Raw genomic sequence first — 15350 nt, forward strand, 5'->3', positions numbered from 1 at the left:
CATGGTGTACGGGGCATGGAAGATATTCTACGCAACCCGATCTATGCCACCGGCCTGGGATTGTTACAGTACGCCAAGCATGATCGTGGTGCACAGCAGCAACCAGTATCCGGCACAGACGAAATAGAGATTCCGCTGCGCATCAACATGCTGCATCGGGTTAAACACTGGATTCAAAGTAATTTTTAAATATGAAAGAAAAACCAATAAGCGCTGGCATCAACAATAAAAGCGCAGTTTATCTGGAAGGAGACCGGTATGTTTGAGTTGGTAGATAGTATCCCTCAAAGCGCCGTCATTAAAGTGATCGGCGTGGGTGGTGGTGGCGGTAACGCTGTCCAGCACATGGTGAGCTGTGAACTGGAAGGTGTGGATTTTATCTGCGCCAATACAGATGCACAGGCACTGAATAATATGTCCTCCCGCACAGTGATTCAGCTGGGCGGAGAGCTGACCAAAGGGCTGGGTGCGGGTGCCAATCCTGATGTTGGCCGCCAGGCAGCTCAGGAAGACCGGGAACGCATTGCTGAAATGCTGGACGGTGCTGATATGGTATTTATCACCGCTGGCATGGGTGGTGGTACGGGTACCGGCGCTGCCCCAATCGTCGCAGAAGTTGCGAAAGAATTGGGGATTCTGACGGTGGCAGTGGTGACCAAACCCTTCAGTTTTGAAGGCCGCAAGCGGTTATCTATCGCCGAGCAAGGTATTAAAGAACTGAAGGAAAATGTTGATTCGCTGATCATCATTCCAAACGAAAAATTGCTGCCGGTTCTGGGCAAGAACACCAGCTTGCTGAATGCATTTAACACTGCAAACGATGTACTTAAAGGTGCGGTACAGGGTATTGCTGACCTGATTATCCGCCCGGGTATGATCAACGTTGACTTTGCCGATGTAAGAACCGTTATGTCTGAAATGGGCATGGCGATGATGGGTAGCGGTAGTGGCCGCGGCGAAGATAGGGCTGAAGAAGCCACTCGCGCTGCGATCAATAGCCCTTTGCTTGAGGACGTAGACCTGAAGGGGGCGAGTGGTATTCTGGTGAATATCACCGCTGGTCTCGACCTCAGCCTGGGCGAGTTCTCGGAAGTGGGTAGTATTGTTGAGGAGTACGCTTCCGAGAACGCCACTATCGTGGTGGGTACGGTTATAGATCCGGAGCTCACTGATGCCATTACAGTCACCGTGGTGGCCACAGGTCTTGAGCGTGCTGAAATGCAGGCACTCAAAACCGTCAATGGTGGTACCACTACTACGCGTGCGACAGCCTCTGCGAAACCTGCGCGTGCTACTGACTTCAGTCAGATGGAGCTGCCAGCGGTCATGCGCCGTACTGAAGAGCAGAAAAATAACCCGCTGATTGAGAAAAAAACCCAGGACGCTGAACCACCATTACTTCAGCGCACGGGAACTGATGACATGGAATTTCTGGATATTCCGGCATTTCTGCGTCGTCAGGCCGATTGATGACAGCAACACTTTAAATACCTTCCAGGTATTATCTTGCCCGGTTTTTCCGGGCTTTTTTTTGTCTGAAAATCTGCATCGAACGATTTTTGTGTTAGTGCCCATTGCCGATGTTTCGGGGCGGTTTGAATTTGGCTTTTTTTATTGAAAAATCTTGCCCTTACAAAGTGGTATGTTACAATTCGCGCCGCATTGGTGAGTTGGCTTTCCCAAGCCTTATAACACCGCGCACATGGTATGGTCAGGTGTCCGAGTGGCCGAAGGAGCACGCCTGGAAAGTGTGTATACCGCAAGGTATCGAGGGTTCGAATCCCTCCCTGACCGCCATTTATTTAAGCATTCAAGCCTCGTCTATTGATGGGGCTTTTTTGTGACTTTTTGTCAGTAGTTATCTGTCCAGAAAGTGCTTTGTTTGATGGCAGGGCGCGGCTTTTTGTTATCAGACTCCATAGTTAGCACTGGATAACCGGCAGTTGACTGAGTCGGGTGGTGAAACTTGGGGAGAGAAACTCTCTTCGCATGGCAAACGTTTGCTGGATGCCGCGTCCGGCAAGGAAAATGGTATCTCTACTGTATTTGCTGTTGATTGCGTCTATACAGCTCATTAGCTGCTCTTTGTCTTGGTTTGGTATCAGCAGGTCTAGCTGGTGTTGTTCTTTTGGGCATAAATTTAATAAACCTACGCCACATTTATAAAAGTTTATGCCGCTACTGTAGATGTGGTTGAGTAGCTGGTTGGCCACTGTTGCGATAATAGTTGAGTCTGAGGTGTAGGTCGGAAATGAATGTACCAGGGATCTGCGGTAGTAAAGGTCTGTGTCATGTGGTGAGTTGCTGGCAAATACCAACAGGTGTTTGGCGAGGCTTTTTTGTTGTCTGAGTTTCCGGGCCGCGATTTCAACATGGGTGATGACTGCCTGCCTGAGTTGGTTTTTGTCTGTGACCCGTTGGCCAAATGAGCGGGTAGAAAAAAACTCTTTTTTCGGTGCTCTGACATCATCCCAGGACAGTTTTACGGTGCCATTTAATTCTTCAACGGTGCTTTGCGTAAGAGTATTGAACTGTTTTTTGATGAGTCCGGTAGGCGTGCATGACAAATCCCATGCGCTGTATATACCAAGTTCATTAAGGCGTTGACCTAGCTTGCGACCGATGCCCCAGATATCCGTGACGGCCATTTGGCTAAGAATCTGTTGTCTGATCTGTGGCGAATCAATCACTGCGACACCGCGGAAGCCATCAAGACGCTTGGCCGCATGACTGGCAGCTTTCGCCAGCGTGGGGGTAGGGCCAATTCCTACGCTAATGGGCAGGCGGACGTGTTTCCAGACTGTTCTGCGTATGCGCTTTGCGTGTTCATGCCAGCCTGTGGCGGGTACATACTTGACTCCGTAATATAGGAAACACTCATCAATACTGTAAATATGGGAGTGTGGGGCAAATGGTGTACAGGTATCCATGAAACGCTGAGACATATCGGCGTATAGCTCGTAGTTAGAACTACGGATTACGGCTCCGGCTTTTTCAAGCTCATCTTTTACCTGGAAATAGGGTACAAATTTCTTGCCGACTCCCATCTGTTTGGCAATGTGACAGGCGGCACAAATACAGCCGTCATTGTTGGTTAGCACGATGACGGGGCGGTTGCGGATAGTTGGATCAAACACTTTCTCGCAACTGGCATACATCGAATTCACATCACACAGGGCATACATTAGATAAGCGCCCGGTGTAATGGCCTGTGTAAGCGGATGGAGCGGGTGACCACGCCTTCGACAATAAACTCATCACCTTCACTGAGGCGGTAGTCTCTTACTCCCGGAGCTGATGACGCCAGTATTTTCGCTTTGATGTCAGCGATTTTGCAGACGAAATTCCCATTCAGTGTGGCGACAATAATATCTCCGGTCTTGACTGTCTCAGCGCGGGAAACCACTAATATGTCATGCGGGAAGATGCCTACTCCAGTCATAGAATCACCTTCGACAAATCCTAAATAGGTGGCGGCGGGGTGATCAATCAGGATTTGATCGAGTGTCAGGCTGAGTTGTTTATATTCCGCAGCGGGGGACTCAAATCCGGTAATACCCGCTTGTGCGCTGATAGGAATGAACTTCAACATAATATCCATGATTTACTGTATAAATATACAGTTTATTATATGAGGGCTTGCCCTGGATTCAATCGATAATATGGAATCAGCGCTCTATTTTTGCCTATGTGCGTTTGAATGAGATAACAAGAGTAAGAGAATCCGTGATATTACAGCTGTGTGATTTAAATTGAGCGTTTAAAAAATCTTGCTTTTGGTGACTTAATACTACCCCGGGTGAATAGTTTATTCTCTCAGCTTCTGCTAGTTTGGTTATCATGTTGATTTGTAGGATCAAGCAAGTCTTTTTCTGAAGGGCGAAATGGCATAGGCAATCCGATGCACCTGCCGACAATGATCACCATCACACTGGGTCTGAACTTTATGGTATGTGTTTACATGCTATTTCTGTTCAAGCTCAAGCCACATCATACCTACTTCGGGTACTGGGCAACGTCGTGCCTGATTTTTGTTCTGGGTGGGGCGATGGCGGCCAGCCGCGCGTATCAAGTTCCTATTATTTTCAGTATTTTTCTGGCAGATGTTTTACTGGTCCTGGCCCCTGTTGTTTTATTGCTGGGCTTATTACGCTTTATTGATTACTCCCCTTCCCGACAACAAGTACACCTGGCAGTTGCTTGTATAAGCGTGTTTCTGTTGTTGTTGGCAATGACCTATCAGCAATCGCATAGTGCTGGCATTCTGAGTGCTGTGGCGATTTCTGGCATATTTATCAGTTGTGGTGTGTTGATTAGACAGCATCTGAAAATGCTGCCGGCTATTGGCTTTATTATGCAGCAGGTATTTTTTCTTCATGCCTGCGTTATGGCTCTGGAGGTCTGGGTGCTACTGCAGTATTGGCAGGTAGGCAAGGTTACCGATATGCCGGGCAATCTGGTTTACATTATGCTGAGTCACATCTTTCTTACCACCCTGACAGCCATGTTGCTGCCGATGCTCTCTTTTGTGCGCTATGAAACAATACTGAAGCGTAGTGCAGAGCGCGATACGCTGACGGAACTGCCAAATCGGCGTCACTTCTTTGCTTTGGCTGAAGCCTACTGGGGCCGCCGTATTATGGGCGAGCCTGTTGCGCTGATGATGATTGATGTGGATCATTTTAAGTCAGTCAATGATAGCTATGGCCATGCAATAGGCGATCTGGCGCTGAAAAATATTGCGGGTGTCTTTCGCCAGCAATTGCGAGCCAGTGATGTCGTAGGCCGTATCGGCGGGGAGGAGTTTGTCATCTTGTTGCCGGATACCACGCCATCGCAAGCCAGGCTGATTGGGGACCGGTTACTGCAGGAAGTACGTCAGGTCTCTGTTGGTTTTATGCCAGAACAGCGTGAACTCACCATCAGCATCGGCCTGGTGTATATGAAAGACCTGCACAAAGACCTCAAAACCGTGTTGATGGCAGCGGATAAAACCCTCTACACCGCTAAAGATCAGGGCCGTAACAGGATTGTATCCAGTTGCATCTAAGCCAGCGTTCTCATAATCACCCTGAGAGATAAACCCTGTTATGTTACGGTTTTTGGGCGTAGGTGTGTGCAGGATTAATCTGATTTGTGTAAAGCGGTTGCGGGATAACAGTACGTTTTTGGGTAGCTTGTCGGGCAGTATTGTCGGTGGTTATATGATCGCTTTCTTGGCAAGTTTTGATCAGACCTAGAGCCTGTTGGTGTGGATGTAACGGATGACGGCGACCCGGTTGCGACAGGTAATTTAAATGGCAGTCCGGTGGACGTTAGTGTTGAAGCCTGTGACAACGGTGAGCCAGGCAAAGATGGCATCGACCGTTTTGTGGTGCGCTGGCCGGGTTACCACAGCTCATTTGACATTGGCCCGATGACTAAAGGTAATATTCAGCTGCACAGCAAGTAATGCCGCACACGCATGCTGTAACAAGCGCTTCTGCTCTGCAGAAGCGTTTTTTTATGTTTGTAAGCGGGGGCATTGCTGGAGGGTTGCTATCAGCAGTTCCATCTCCTGGCGGGTTCCCACAGTGATACGCAGGTAATTATCAATGCCTGGTTTATTAAAATACCGCACCAGAATATTTGCCTCGCGCAGGTAGCTCATCAGCACTGCGGCGGGAGTGGTTGCATGTGAGGTGAACAGGAAGTTGGTTTTCGATGGCAATGAATCAAAGCCCAGCTTGGCCAGTTCAGCGGTGGTCCACTCTCGGGTTGCAATGATTTCGGCGGTGGTCGCAGTGAAATAGCTCTCGTCCTGCAAAGCGGCAATGGCTGTATCCAGTGCCAGCATATCCAGTGGGTAGGAGTTGAAGCTGTTTTTAACCCGTTCCAGACCGTTGATCAGTTCAGCATCACCCATGGCATAACCGACGCGCATTCCGGCCAGAGAGCGTGATTTTGAAAAGGTCTGAACGACCAGCAGGTTAGGGTAACGGTTAATCAGGCTGACCGCGGATTCAGCGCCAAAATCCACATAGGCTTCGTCCACCACAACGACCGTCTCGGTATTCCTTTGTAGTAGCTGTTCGATCTTGTCCAGGCTTAGCGCACGGCTGGTCGGTGCGTTGGGGTTGGCAAAAATAATCCCGCCGTTCTCAATGGAGTAATCATCAAGATCGATAGCGAATTTTTCTTGTAGAGGTATTAAGTGCGCGTCAATGTCATACAGGTTGCAGTACACCTGATAAAAACTATAAGTGAACTCTGGCATCAACAGTGGTTTTGGCTGGCGGAAAAACGCCATAAAGGTATGTGCCAGTACTTCATCAGAACCATTGCCGACAAATACCTGTGCGGTATTCAGGTTGTAATAATCCGCCAGCGCTTGCTTTAGTTTGCTGCAATCGGGGTCAGGGTAGAGACGTAACCGGTCGGTATCAAACTGCTGCAGTACCTGGTTTACCGCTGGAGAGGGCGGGAATGGGTTCTCATTGGTATTGAGTTTGGTGATTCCGCCAAGTTTTGGTTGCTCACCGGGCACATAGGGCACCAGGTTGCGAATGGCATCACTCCAGTATTTACTCATTGATCTCTATCCGGTGGGCTGTAACAGAAAAAGGCTCTGGCAGACTGTTCTATATCAAGCCGCTAATCATAACAGACGGCTGGAGTACTAAGGAACCTGCGAATAAGTCCAAAACGTCTCTGGCTTTCAGAGCAATTTGAGATCAATGCAGCGATGACAGGCGGGTTGCATAAGGAAGGTGTGATCAGCTTCATGGTTTATCCTGCATGGCACAAGCCTGCGGGTTGACAGGTTGGTGAGCTGATCTGTTGTTGTGATTATGACGTAACGATTCACAGAACAATGTTGAGAGCAAGAAATTGAGCAAAGGATTGATCATCACCGGTCTTGCTGTGGTGCTGGTGGCAGGACTCTATGCCTGTGCTTCACCCAGCGCGATTTTGAACAGTGTATTACCGGAAAGCGGTTACCGCTTGTCGACTCTCAACTATGGCCCACACTCACGACAGAAGGTGGATATATATCGCCCAGCGCAAGCTGATGTATCGGGAAAACCGGTGATTGTCTTTGTGCACGGCGGCGCCTGGCGCACCAGTGGTAAGGCTGAATATAAGTTTCTTGCGCATGCGCTAACCGATTTAGGTTACGTTGTTGTGATTCCAGAATATCGGGTATTTCCTGAAGTAAAATTCCCCGCGTTCATTGATGATGTGGTCAGTGCTTTGGCGCGGGTCAACGTGGTCCAACCTGATTTGTTATCAACTTCAGGTCAAAAGATCATACTGATGGGGCACTCTTCTGGAGCTCATACAGCGGCTTTGCTGATGACCGATACACGCTACCTTGGACGCCGCTTGCCTGAGGTCGAGGTTGTTGGTTTGATTGGTTTGGCTGGCCCCTATGATCTGCCGATGCAGGATCCTGAAGTGAAACCGGTGTTTGCGGGGATGAATGAGCAGCTGGTAAACCCAGTACTGCAAGTTGAGCAGGCTTTACCTCCGGTGTTGTTACTGCACGGTGCAGGCGATAAGCGGGTTAAACGATTTCATACTGAGCATTTTGCCGCTGCCTTATCTAAGGCAGGGGGGCAAGTGGATATGCGCATATATGAAGGTGAATCCCATGTGTCCATTCTCGCCGGACTGGCGGCCCCCTTGCGCTTTATCAACCATAGCTATCAGGATATCACCCGGTTCTTGAGGCGTACTGTAGACAACCAGCATTAGCCGGTTGACCGGATTTTACACAGCGTCTTTATCTCATCTTTTAGTATCTCCCGGGTTGATCAATTGGGCGGTATCACCCTTTCAGGTCAGCTTTATAGAGTACAAAAAACAGCTTACTTGGTAGTTTTTGCCAATTGCGGGGTTAATTTCTTTAACAATTCCGTCATAATTCGCCCAACTCAAACCCGCTATGTTTTTTTATTACAAGGTGAGCGTTATGGTTCCTACCAATAACCCCTTTCTGCAGATGTTTGCTAAGTCGCCCTTTAAGCCGATGCAGGATCATATTCACAAAGCACAGGAGTGTGCTGCAGAACTGGTGCCCTTCTTTGAAGCGGTAATGGCAGAAGACTGGGCTCAGGCAGAGCAGATTCAGCAAAAGATTGCCGAGTTAGAAGGCCAGGCGGATGCGATGAAGAAAAAAATTCGTCAGCACCTGCCCAAGAGTATTTTTCTGCCGGTACCGCGTACTGACCTGCTGGATATCGTACGGATGCAGGACAAAATTGCTAACCGTGCTAAAGATATTGCTGGGTTAATGCTGGGTCGAAAAATGCTGGTGCCTGAATCTCTGCAAGTGGGTATGACTCAGTTTGTCAGAGCGGCGCTGAGCACATCTGAACAAGCGCTGGTTGCACTGAACGAGCTGGATGAACTGATCAACAGTGGTTTTAGTGGCCATGAAATTACCACAGTAGAGCGTTTGTTAGATGAATTGGACAAGTTGGAGCATGAAACCGATCAGTATGAACGTGAAGTGCGTTCCGGCTTGTTTGCTATTGAGAAAACCCTGCATCCGGTCGATGTGATGTTCCTTTATCAGATCATCAGCCAAATCGGCGACCTTGCCGACCGTGCACAACAGGTAGGCAGTCGTTTGCAGCTGCTACTGGCTCGATAAGATTAAGGGGTAGAAACAATGGAAATTATCGCTCAGTACGGTTCCATCATTATTGTTATGGCATGCCTTTTTGGTTTCTTCATGGCCTGGGGTGTGGGTGCCAATGATGTTGCAAATGCGATGGGGACTTCGGTTGGCTCTAAAGCGCTGACCCTGAAACAAGCAATTATTATTGCCATTATATTTGAATTTGCCGGTGCCTATCTGGCGGGTGGTGCGGTTACCGCAACGATTCGTAAAGGCATCATTGATCCGGAGCTACTGGCAGGTACGCCTGAACTGCTGGTCTTCGGCATGATGGCCTCTCTGCTGGCAGCGGGCCTGTGGTTGCTGATAGCGACGCACTTTGGCTGGCCTGTATCGACCACCCATTCGATTGTCGGAGCGATTGTCGGTTTTGCCGCCGTTGGGATCTCTGCCGATGCGGTTCACTGGGATAAGGTTGGTAAAATCGTCGCCAGTTGGGTGGTTTCTCCCGTGACGGCCGGGGTGATGGGGTTTTTCCTGTTCAGAAGCGTGCAGCGGCTGATAATGGATACCGATAACCCCTTTGCTAACGCCAAGAAATATATTCCGATGTATATGTTCTTAGTGGGTTTCATCGTTGCCATGGTGACTTTCACTAAGGGCCTGAAACATATCGGCCTGCACCTGACGTGGGGAGAAAGTGCTTTAGCATCGATTGCCATCGGTGTGGTAGTGATGCTGATTGGTATCCAGATGCAACGCCGTATTACCCCGGACCCGGAAGCCGATCGTGATTATCACTATGCCAGCGTGGAGAAACTGTTCGGTATTTTGATGATGTTTACCGCTTGCGCCATGGCGTTTGCCCACGGTTCCAATGACGTGGCCAATGCGGTTGGACCTATTGCCGCTGTGGTGGGTGTGGTCAGTGCCGGTGGTGAAGTGTTGCAGAAAAGTGCGATGCCTCCTTGGATTCTGTTACTGGGGGGTGCCGGTATTGTCGCGGGCCTGATTATGTATGGTCATAAGGTCATCGCGACAGTCGGCAGCAATATTACCGAGTTAACGCCAAGCCGAGGTTTTGCGGCAACTCTGGCCGCTGCTGCTACCGTAGTGTTTGCTTCAGGTACCGGCTTGCCGATCTCCACTACGCATACACTGGTGGGTGCGGTATTGGGTGTTGGCATGGCGCGTGGTATGGCAGCCCTGAATCTGCGTATTGTCGGCACTATCTTTATCTCCTGGATTGTCACCCTGCCAGCGGGTGCTGGTTTGGCGATTATCTTCTTCTTTATGTTCAAAGGCATGTTTACTTGATAACCGCTTGAACAGATAAAAAGCCTCCGGAGTCATTGTATTCGGGGGCTTTTTTTTGCAATTTTGTGGGTCAAAGATGTAATTTTTTGCTCACAAATTCGTCACATTGCGCTAGAATTGCCAGCCAAAATTTCACCTTGCTGAAAAGCTTTATTGCGGAATAGCGATGCATACAGTTGAGAAGATCGGCGGCACCTCCATGAGCCGCTTCGAAGAGTTGATGAACACCATTTTGGTGGGCGAACGGACAACCCCTGAGGCGTTGTATAACCGCATTTTTGTGGTGTCTGCTTACGGTGGTATTACCAACTATCTTCTTGAGCATAAAAAAACCGGTGAGCCGGGGGTATATGCACGTTTTGCGAATGCTGAAAGCGAAGAAGCCTGGATTGAAGAACTGAACAACGTTCAGGTGCGGATGGAAGAGATCAACGCTGAGCTGTTTGTCGATGCAGAGTTTGAACGCAACGCGGCGGATAGCTTCATCATTCAACGCCTGAATGATGTGCGCGAATGTATGAAAAGCCTGCAGCATCTGTGTACCTATGGGCACTTCCAATTGGAAGAGCACCTTATGAAGGTGCGGGAGATGCTGGCATCTATTGGTGAAGCTCACAGTGGCTATAATTCGGTGCTGGCTTTGCGTAAGGCAGGCATTAATGCCCGCTTTGTTGACCTGACGGGCTGGCATATGGAGCAACCAATTCCCTTTGAAGAGATGATTACTAAGAGCTTCGAGGACGTTGATGTCAGCCGTGAAATGGTGATTGCCACCGGCTACACCCATTGTGCTGAAGGATTAATGAAATCCTTCGATCGCGGTTACAGTGAAATGACTTTCAGCATGATTGCTACAGTAACCGGTGCCAGTGAAGCAATTATCCATAAGGAATATCACCTTAGCTCGGCTGATCCAATGTTGGTGGGCGCTGATAACGTGGTGACCATCGGGGCCACTAACTATGATGTGGCTGACCAGTTATCGAATCTGGGTATGGAAGCGATACACCCGAAAGCGGCAAAAGGTTTGCGGCGTCAAGGGGTTGTATTGCGTATTAAAAATGCCTTTGAGCCTGATCATGCAGGCACCACAATTACACCGGACTACCACAGCATAACGCCACGCGTGGAGATCATTGCGGGTCGTAAAGATGTGTTTGGTATCGAGATTTTTGACCAGGAGATGCTGGGCGATGCCAAGTATGACATTGAAATATCCAAGCTACTGGCGCGCCTCAAACTTTATGTGGTGAACAAAGACGCCGACGCTAACAGCATCACCTACTATGTGGCTGGTTCTCGCAAGATGGTCAACCGGGCGGCTCGGCTGATGGAAGAGATGTACCCTGAAGGGCAGATTCGTCTGCATAACCTGGCCATCGTGTCTGCAATTGGCTCGCATATGAAGGTGAAGGGTATTTTGGCACGCACCGTAACCGCTCTGGCTGAAGCAGATATCAATGTGATGGCGCTGCACCAGTCCATTCGCCAGGTCGAGATGCAGTGTGTGGTCAGTGAAGAGGACTATGAAAAAGCGGTAATAGCTTTGCATGCGGCATTGATTGAGAACGGTAACCGCGAATTTACTTCCGTCGCCTGATTCCGTTTATTACCTGAAAAAAATCGTTTGAGTATGGCTGCAGCTGCACGTTTTGGTAGAGTCGAGAGTTCACTCATGATATTGGCTTCTGCATTGTGCGTGCGCTAGCTCAGACGCTTGTTTGTACCGGACACAGCAGGTAGACTTCGCGCCCTGTTCCATTTTTGATCAGTTAAGCTCATGTCTGAAATTGTCGTTGCCGCATTATATAAATTTGTCACGCTGGAAGATTATCAAGCTAAGCGCCAGCCGTTGCTGGATTTCTGTCTTGAACACGAGGTTCGTGGCAGTCTGCTATTAGCCCAGGAAGGCATTAATGGCACAGTGGCCGGCAGTCGCGTGGCCATTGATGCACTCTTGGCGTATCTGCAGGCAGATCCGCGCCTGGCTGGATTGGAGCACAAGGAATCCTGTCACGAAGAACAGCCGTTTTACCGGATGAAGGTAAAACTGAAAAAAGAGATCGTCACCATGGGCGTCGACAATATCGACCCCAACAAAGTGGTGGGTACCTACGTAAAGCCGACGGACTGGAACGCGCTGATCAGTGATCCAGAAGTGCTGTTACTGGATACCCGGAACGATTATGAAGTGGCGATTGGCACCTTCAGTAATGCCGTCGACCCGGATACAAAAACCTTTCGTGAATTTCCTGAATTCGTGCGTCAGCACTATGATCCATCGACCCATAAAAAGGTGGCGATGTTCTGCACGGGTGGTATCCGCTGTGAAAAAGCATCTGCCTTTATGATCCAGGAAGGTTTCGAAGAGGTATACCACCTGGAAGGTGGCATCCTGAAATATCTGGAGCAGGTACCGCAGGAAAATAGTCTCTGGCAGGGCGAATGCTTTGTATTTGATAACCGGGTTGCGGTCGATCATAGTCTGGAGGCGGGTCAGTATGACCTGTGTCATGGCTGCCGCCGACCCATCACGGAGCAGGATAAACGATCGCCTTTATATGAAGAAGGCGTCGCTTGTCATCAATGTCATGATGAACTGAGTGATGAGCAGCGTAAGCGCTTTCGGGAACGCCAGAAGCAGGTCAAACTTGCTGCCGAACGTAATGAAGTCCATATCGGTTTAGCGCAGTCTAACCCGTCTTCAGTATCTGAATAACGCCTTATTTCTAACTTGCCAGGCTCTGATAAAGGAGCCTGGTGGCGTTTATTAATATTTTTCATAACCCTCTTTCTGTAATTCAACTACCTGATTTTGCAGCTGCAAAATAATTTTTGCGTGGCGAAGATACAATCTTATGCGACCTTCGTAGTATAAAATTAGTGCTTTAGAATAAAAAACAACCTATATTGAGATTTAAGCAGTTTTTCTGGTCAAAAAAACATCACCAGGCCATCGGTATTGATGGTCAGGGGGAAGGAGGTTGACTATGTGGCAGCTACTTAAAACCAGTTTGGTGTTTTCCGCTGTATTTTTTTTACAAAATGCGCAGGCGCTGACGTTTGTTCCCCAGGGCGTGCCCGGAGAGCATCAGGTTGCGCAAATGCTGCAGGAAGTCATTCAGCCGCATGTCGCTAAGTTGCCGGATATTCAGCAATCACGCCTGTCCGAAGTTGAAATTATCGTATCCCACAAATTGCGTTTGTCTGGCCTTGCACTTTCTCTGGCTGAGGATCAGCCCCAAATTCTGATCAATGCAGAATATTTTCAGGGGTTAGAAAACTACATCGAGGTGTATTTGATGGGGCAGGTGCTAGAGCGTCCGCACCTGCCAGAGCAGTATATGAACTACTATTTCTGGCATACCCATCCGGTGTTTGAAGGTCCACTTCCTAAATCACCGGTCGCCTGGCTTGATTTCCAGCCAGCCAAGCCGGCCGTGTTTAAACAGCAGAAAGCGCAGTTGCTGGCCGATGCCGTGCTGGATGTATTACTGCATGAGCTTGGCCATCACGCTGAGGATGCTTTTTACCACTACCGTGCATCGCAATATATGAAGCAGGAAAAAGAGGAAGAAGCCGACCGCTGGGCGCAGCGATTCCGTGCTAATTACCTGCATACCGAATTGGAGTTAGGCCGCTTGTTGAGTATTGGCTTTATTTTTGAACGAGATCGCTGGTCACGGTTGGTTGGTGATGGCTACCACCCAAGATTGCTGGAGTGGGTGGTGGATAATGCCTATGCCCAGTGTGAAGATGCAGAACATATCGATACCGTGGCATTTTGTCGCCAGTTGGATACGAACGTGGATACTTATTCATCGACTGATAAAGCCGCCGTGGCTTATAAAACCCGGTATGATCAGGGTGAAGACTATGCCAGTTTTCCGTTGGCGTTAATCTTGTTGCAGGAAGAGCAGTCTGCTGCGGCCTGCCGTAATTTTCAGGCCAGTTTGAAAGTCGCCAACGTGAGTCGTGCATCCTATTATCTGGGACTGTGTTACGCCGAAGGTATGCTGGAGCCATCCCCACCGGATAATCGAGTACTGGCGCTGCTTGCCTATCAGGATGCGGTACAATATGGATATTCGGATGCTCAGGACTCTTTGCAGCAATTAAGATGATTAACTCGCCAGATCAAGAAGAAAATGTTGTACCTTCACCCTGCTGTCGTCACTGTTGCCTCGACGAGCAAGATATCTGCTTGGGGTGCTTTCGTTCATTGGCAGAAATTACAGGCTGGTGTCAGGCTGACTCACTGAGCCGAAGAGAGATTTTAGCGAAATGTCAGCAGCGCAAGAGTGACCGGAGTAAAAAAATAGTCGGTGCTTAATCCTGGTAGCGTTTCTTCACTCGGGCGGTCACGCCGGTAAACAGCGTGTAGGGAATGGTGCCGGCGTGTTCGGCTACTGTGCCAGCATTGACATGTTTGCCCCATAACTCAACGGGGGCACCCAGGCCGACGTCGTCACGTCCGGTAATATCTACCGTCAGCATATCCATGGATACCCGTCCGACCAGCTGCGACTGTTGTCCAGCCACCCAAACGGGTGTGCCATTACCGGCATGCCTTGGGTAACCATCAGCGTAACCCATGGCTACAGTACCAACCCGCATCGGTCGATCGCAGACCCAGGTAGCGCCATACCCGACACTGTCACCGGGTTGCAGGTCATGAATTGCAATAATTTCCGATTGCAATGTCATGGTGGTGTGCAGTGTATAGGGCAAGGTTTCTGCCATCGCAAATGGGCTGGCACCGTAAAGCATAATCCCCGGCCGCTGCCAGTCACTTAGGCTGTCAGGGTGAGCCAGAACGCCGGCTGAATTGGCTATGCTGCTGGGTAATTTCAGTTGTTGTTCAAGGCGGCGTAGTTCAGTGATCTGCTTCCCAGTCATAGGGCTGGATAACTCATCGGCACAGGCCAGGTGAGTCATTAGCGTCACGTCTTTAACCTGAGAAAGGCGAGTGATCTCCGGATAGCGATTCAGTATCTGGTCGCTACGGAATCCCAGCCGATGCATGCCGGTATCAAGCTTCAGCCAGACCGATAGTGGCGTCGGCAGTGGCGTGCGGGCCAGCATGTCGAGTTGTTCTTGGCAGTGCAGGGCACACCAGAACTGATGCTCACTGATCAGCGGAATTTCGTCGGGGGTGAAGAAACCTTCCAGCAGTAATATTGGCTTGGTTATCCCTGACTGGCGTAACTCCAAGGCTTCTTCGATACAGGCGACAGCATAGGCGTCCGCCTCATTATGAAGCTTGTGAGCGACCTGAGCTGCGCCATGACCGTAGGCATTAGCTTTTACAACAGCAAGTGTGCCACGCCCTTGGCCGATCTGTTTCGCCAGCCGGTAATTCTGGCAGATGGCATCAAGGTGAATGATTGCTGTAGCGGCTCTGCTCATATCTGCTCCGCAGCCTTGC

The 15350-nt window shown here is 49.5% G+C and carries 15 protein-coding genes and 1 tRNA gene; 12 read left to right on the forward strand and 4 right to left on the reverse strand.

Annotated elements, in window-relative coordinates:
- The 3 genes from ACFVYJ_RS13025 to ACFVYJ_RS13035 form a co-directional block, all read left to right on the forward strand.
- Positions 1–189: hypothetical protein (locus tag ACFVYJ_RS13025; protein WP_463255377.1), on the forward strand; the 189-nt coding region annotated here is incomplete at its 5' end.
- Positions 190–258: 69 nt separating this feature from the next.
- A complete protein-coding gene (gene ftsZ / locus ACFVYJ_RS13030; protein ID WP_419415885.1) occupies positions 259–1470 on the forward strand; it encodes a cell division protein FtsZ in 1212 nt (403 codons plus the stop codon).
- 239 nt (positions 1471–1709) lie between these two features.
- Positions 1710–1797 (forward strand) — tRNA-Ser (locus tag ACFVYJ_RS13035).
- Between the two features lie 125 nt (positions 1798–1922).
- Here the strand turns inward: ACFVYJ_RS13035 and ACFVYJ_RS13040 are convergent.
- Together ACFVYJ_RS13040 and ACFVYJ_RS13045 are read right to left on the reverse strand one after the other, a co-directional pair.
- On the reverse strand, positions 1923–3185 hold the full coding sequence (locus ACFVYJ_RS13040; protein WP_419415886.1) for a Y-family DNA polymerase: 1263 nt from the start codon (positions 3183–3185) through the stop codon (positions 1923–1925).
- On the reverse strand, positions 3185–3601 hold the full coding sequence (locus ACFVYJ_RS13045; protein ID WP_419415887.1) for a S24 family peptidase: 417 nt from the start codon (positions 3599–3601) through the stop codon (positions 3185–3187). Before ACFVYJ_RS13045 ends, ACFVYJ_RS13040 begins: the two co-directional genes overlap by 1 nt.
- A gap of 300 nt (positions 3602–3901) precedes the next feature.
- Here ACFVYJ_RS13045 and ACFVYJ_RS13050 point away from each other — a divergent pair, with 300 nt between their 5' ends.
- Positions 3902–5050 (forward strand): GGDEF domain-containing protein, encoded by a 1149-nt coding sequence (locus ACFVYJ_RS13050; RefSeq protein WP_419415888.1) that lies wholly within the window; start codon positions 3902–3904, stop codon positions 5048–5050.
- A 201-nt stretch (positions 5051–5251) separates the two neighbouring features.
- A complete protein-coding gene (locus tag ACFVYJ_RS13055; protein ID WP_419415889.1) occupies positions 5252–5452 on the forward strand; it encodes a hypothetical protein in 201 nt (66 codons plus the stop codon).
- A gap of 51 nt (positions 5453–5503) precedes the next feature.
- On the opposite strand, the gene hisC is transcribed toward ACFVYJ_RS13055, so the two are convergent.
- On the reverse strand, positions 5504–6571 hold the full coding sequence (gene hisC / locus ACFVYJ_RS13060) for a histidinol-phosphate transaminase (protein ID WP_419415890.1): 1068 nt from the start codon (positions 6569–6571) through the stop codon (positions 5504–5506).
- Between the two features lie 299 nt (positions 6572–6870).
- On the opposite strand from hisC, the gene ACFVYJ_RS13065 reads away from it, so the two are divergent.
- The 7 genes from ACFVYJ_RS13065 to ACFVYJ_RS13095 all read left to right on the forward strand — a co-directional run bounded on the left by ACFVYJ_RS13065 (position 6871) and on the right by ACFVYJ_RS13095 (position 14255).
- Positions 6871–7737: an alpha/beta hydrolase gene (locus ACFVYJ_RS13065; RefSeq protein ID WP_419415891.1), complete on the forward strand. Its 867-nt coding sequence runs from the start codon at positions 6871–6873 to the stop codon at positions 7735–7737.
- A 217-nt stretch (positions 7738–7954) separates the two neighbouring features.
- Entirely contained in the window at positions 7955–8638 is a 684-nt protein-coding gene (locus tag ACFVYJ_RS13070; protein WP_419415892.1) for a TIGR00153 family protein, read from the forward strand.
- A gap of 18 nt (positions 8639–8656) precedes the next feature.
- Positions 8657–9922 carry an inorganic phosphate transporter gene (locus ACFVYJ_RS13075; RefSeq protein WP_419415893.1) on the forward strand — a complete coding sequence of 422 codons (1266 nt, stop codon included), beginning with the start codon at positions 8657–8659 and terminating at the stop codon, positions 9920–9922.
- 166 nt (positions 9923–10088) lie between these two features.
- The gene (locus ACFVYJ_RS13080) at positions 10089–11522 is read left to right on the forward strand and encodes an aspartate kinase (RefSeq protein WP_419415894.1); all 1434 of its coding nucleotides are present in this window, start codon (positions 10089–10091) and stop codon (positions 11520–11522) included.
- A 180-nt stretch (positions 11523–11702) separates the two neighbouring features.
- Positions 11703–12641: an oxygen-dependent tRNA uridine(34) hydroxylase TrhO gene (gene trhO / locus ACFVYJ_RS13085; protein ID WP_419415895.1), complete on the forward strand. Its 939-nt coding sequence runs from the start codon at positions 11703–11705 to the stop codon at positions 12639–12641.
- Positions 12642–12912: 271 nt separating this feature from the next.
- Positions 12913–14046 (forward strand): hypothetical protein, encoded by a 1134-nt coding sequence (locus ACFVYJ_RS13090; protein ID WP_419415896.1) that lies wholly within the window; start codon positions 12913–12915, stop codon positions 14044–14046.
- Positions 14043–14255, forward strand: a complete 213-nt coding sequence (locus ACFVYJ_RS13095; protein WP_419415897.1) for a DUF1289 domain-containing protein — start codon at positions 14043–14045, stop codon at positions 14253–14255. Before ACFVYJ_RS13090 ends, ACFVYJ_RS13095 begins: the two co-directional genes overlap by 4 nt.
- Here the strand turns inward: ACFVYJ_RS13095 and alr are convergent.
- A complete protein-coding gene (gene alr, locus ACFVYJ_RS13100) occupies positions 14252–15331 on the reverse strand; it encodes an alanine racemase (protein ID WP_419415898.1) in 1080 nt (359 codons plus the stop codon). The genes ACFVYJ_RS13095 and alr overlap by 4 nt on opposite strands.
- Positions 15332–15350 lie beyond the last annotated feature (19 nt).

This window comes from Pontibacter sp. JAM-7 (genome assembly GCF_048548695.2).
In the GTDB taxonomy this organism is placed as follows: Bacteria; Pseudomonadota; Gammaproteobacteria; order Pseudomonadales; family Balneatricaceae; genus Neptuniibacter.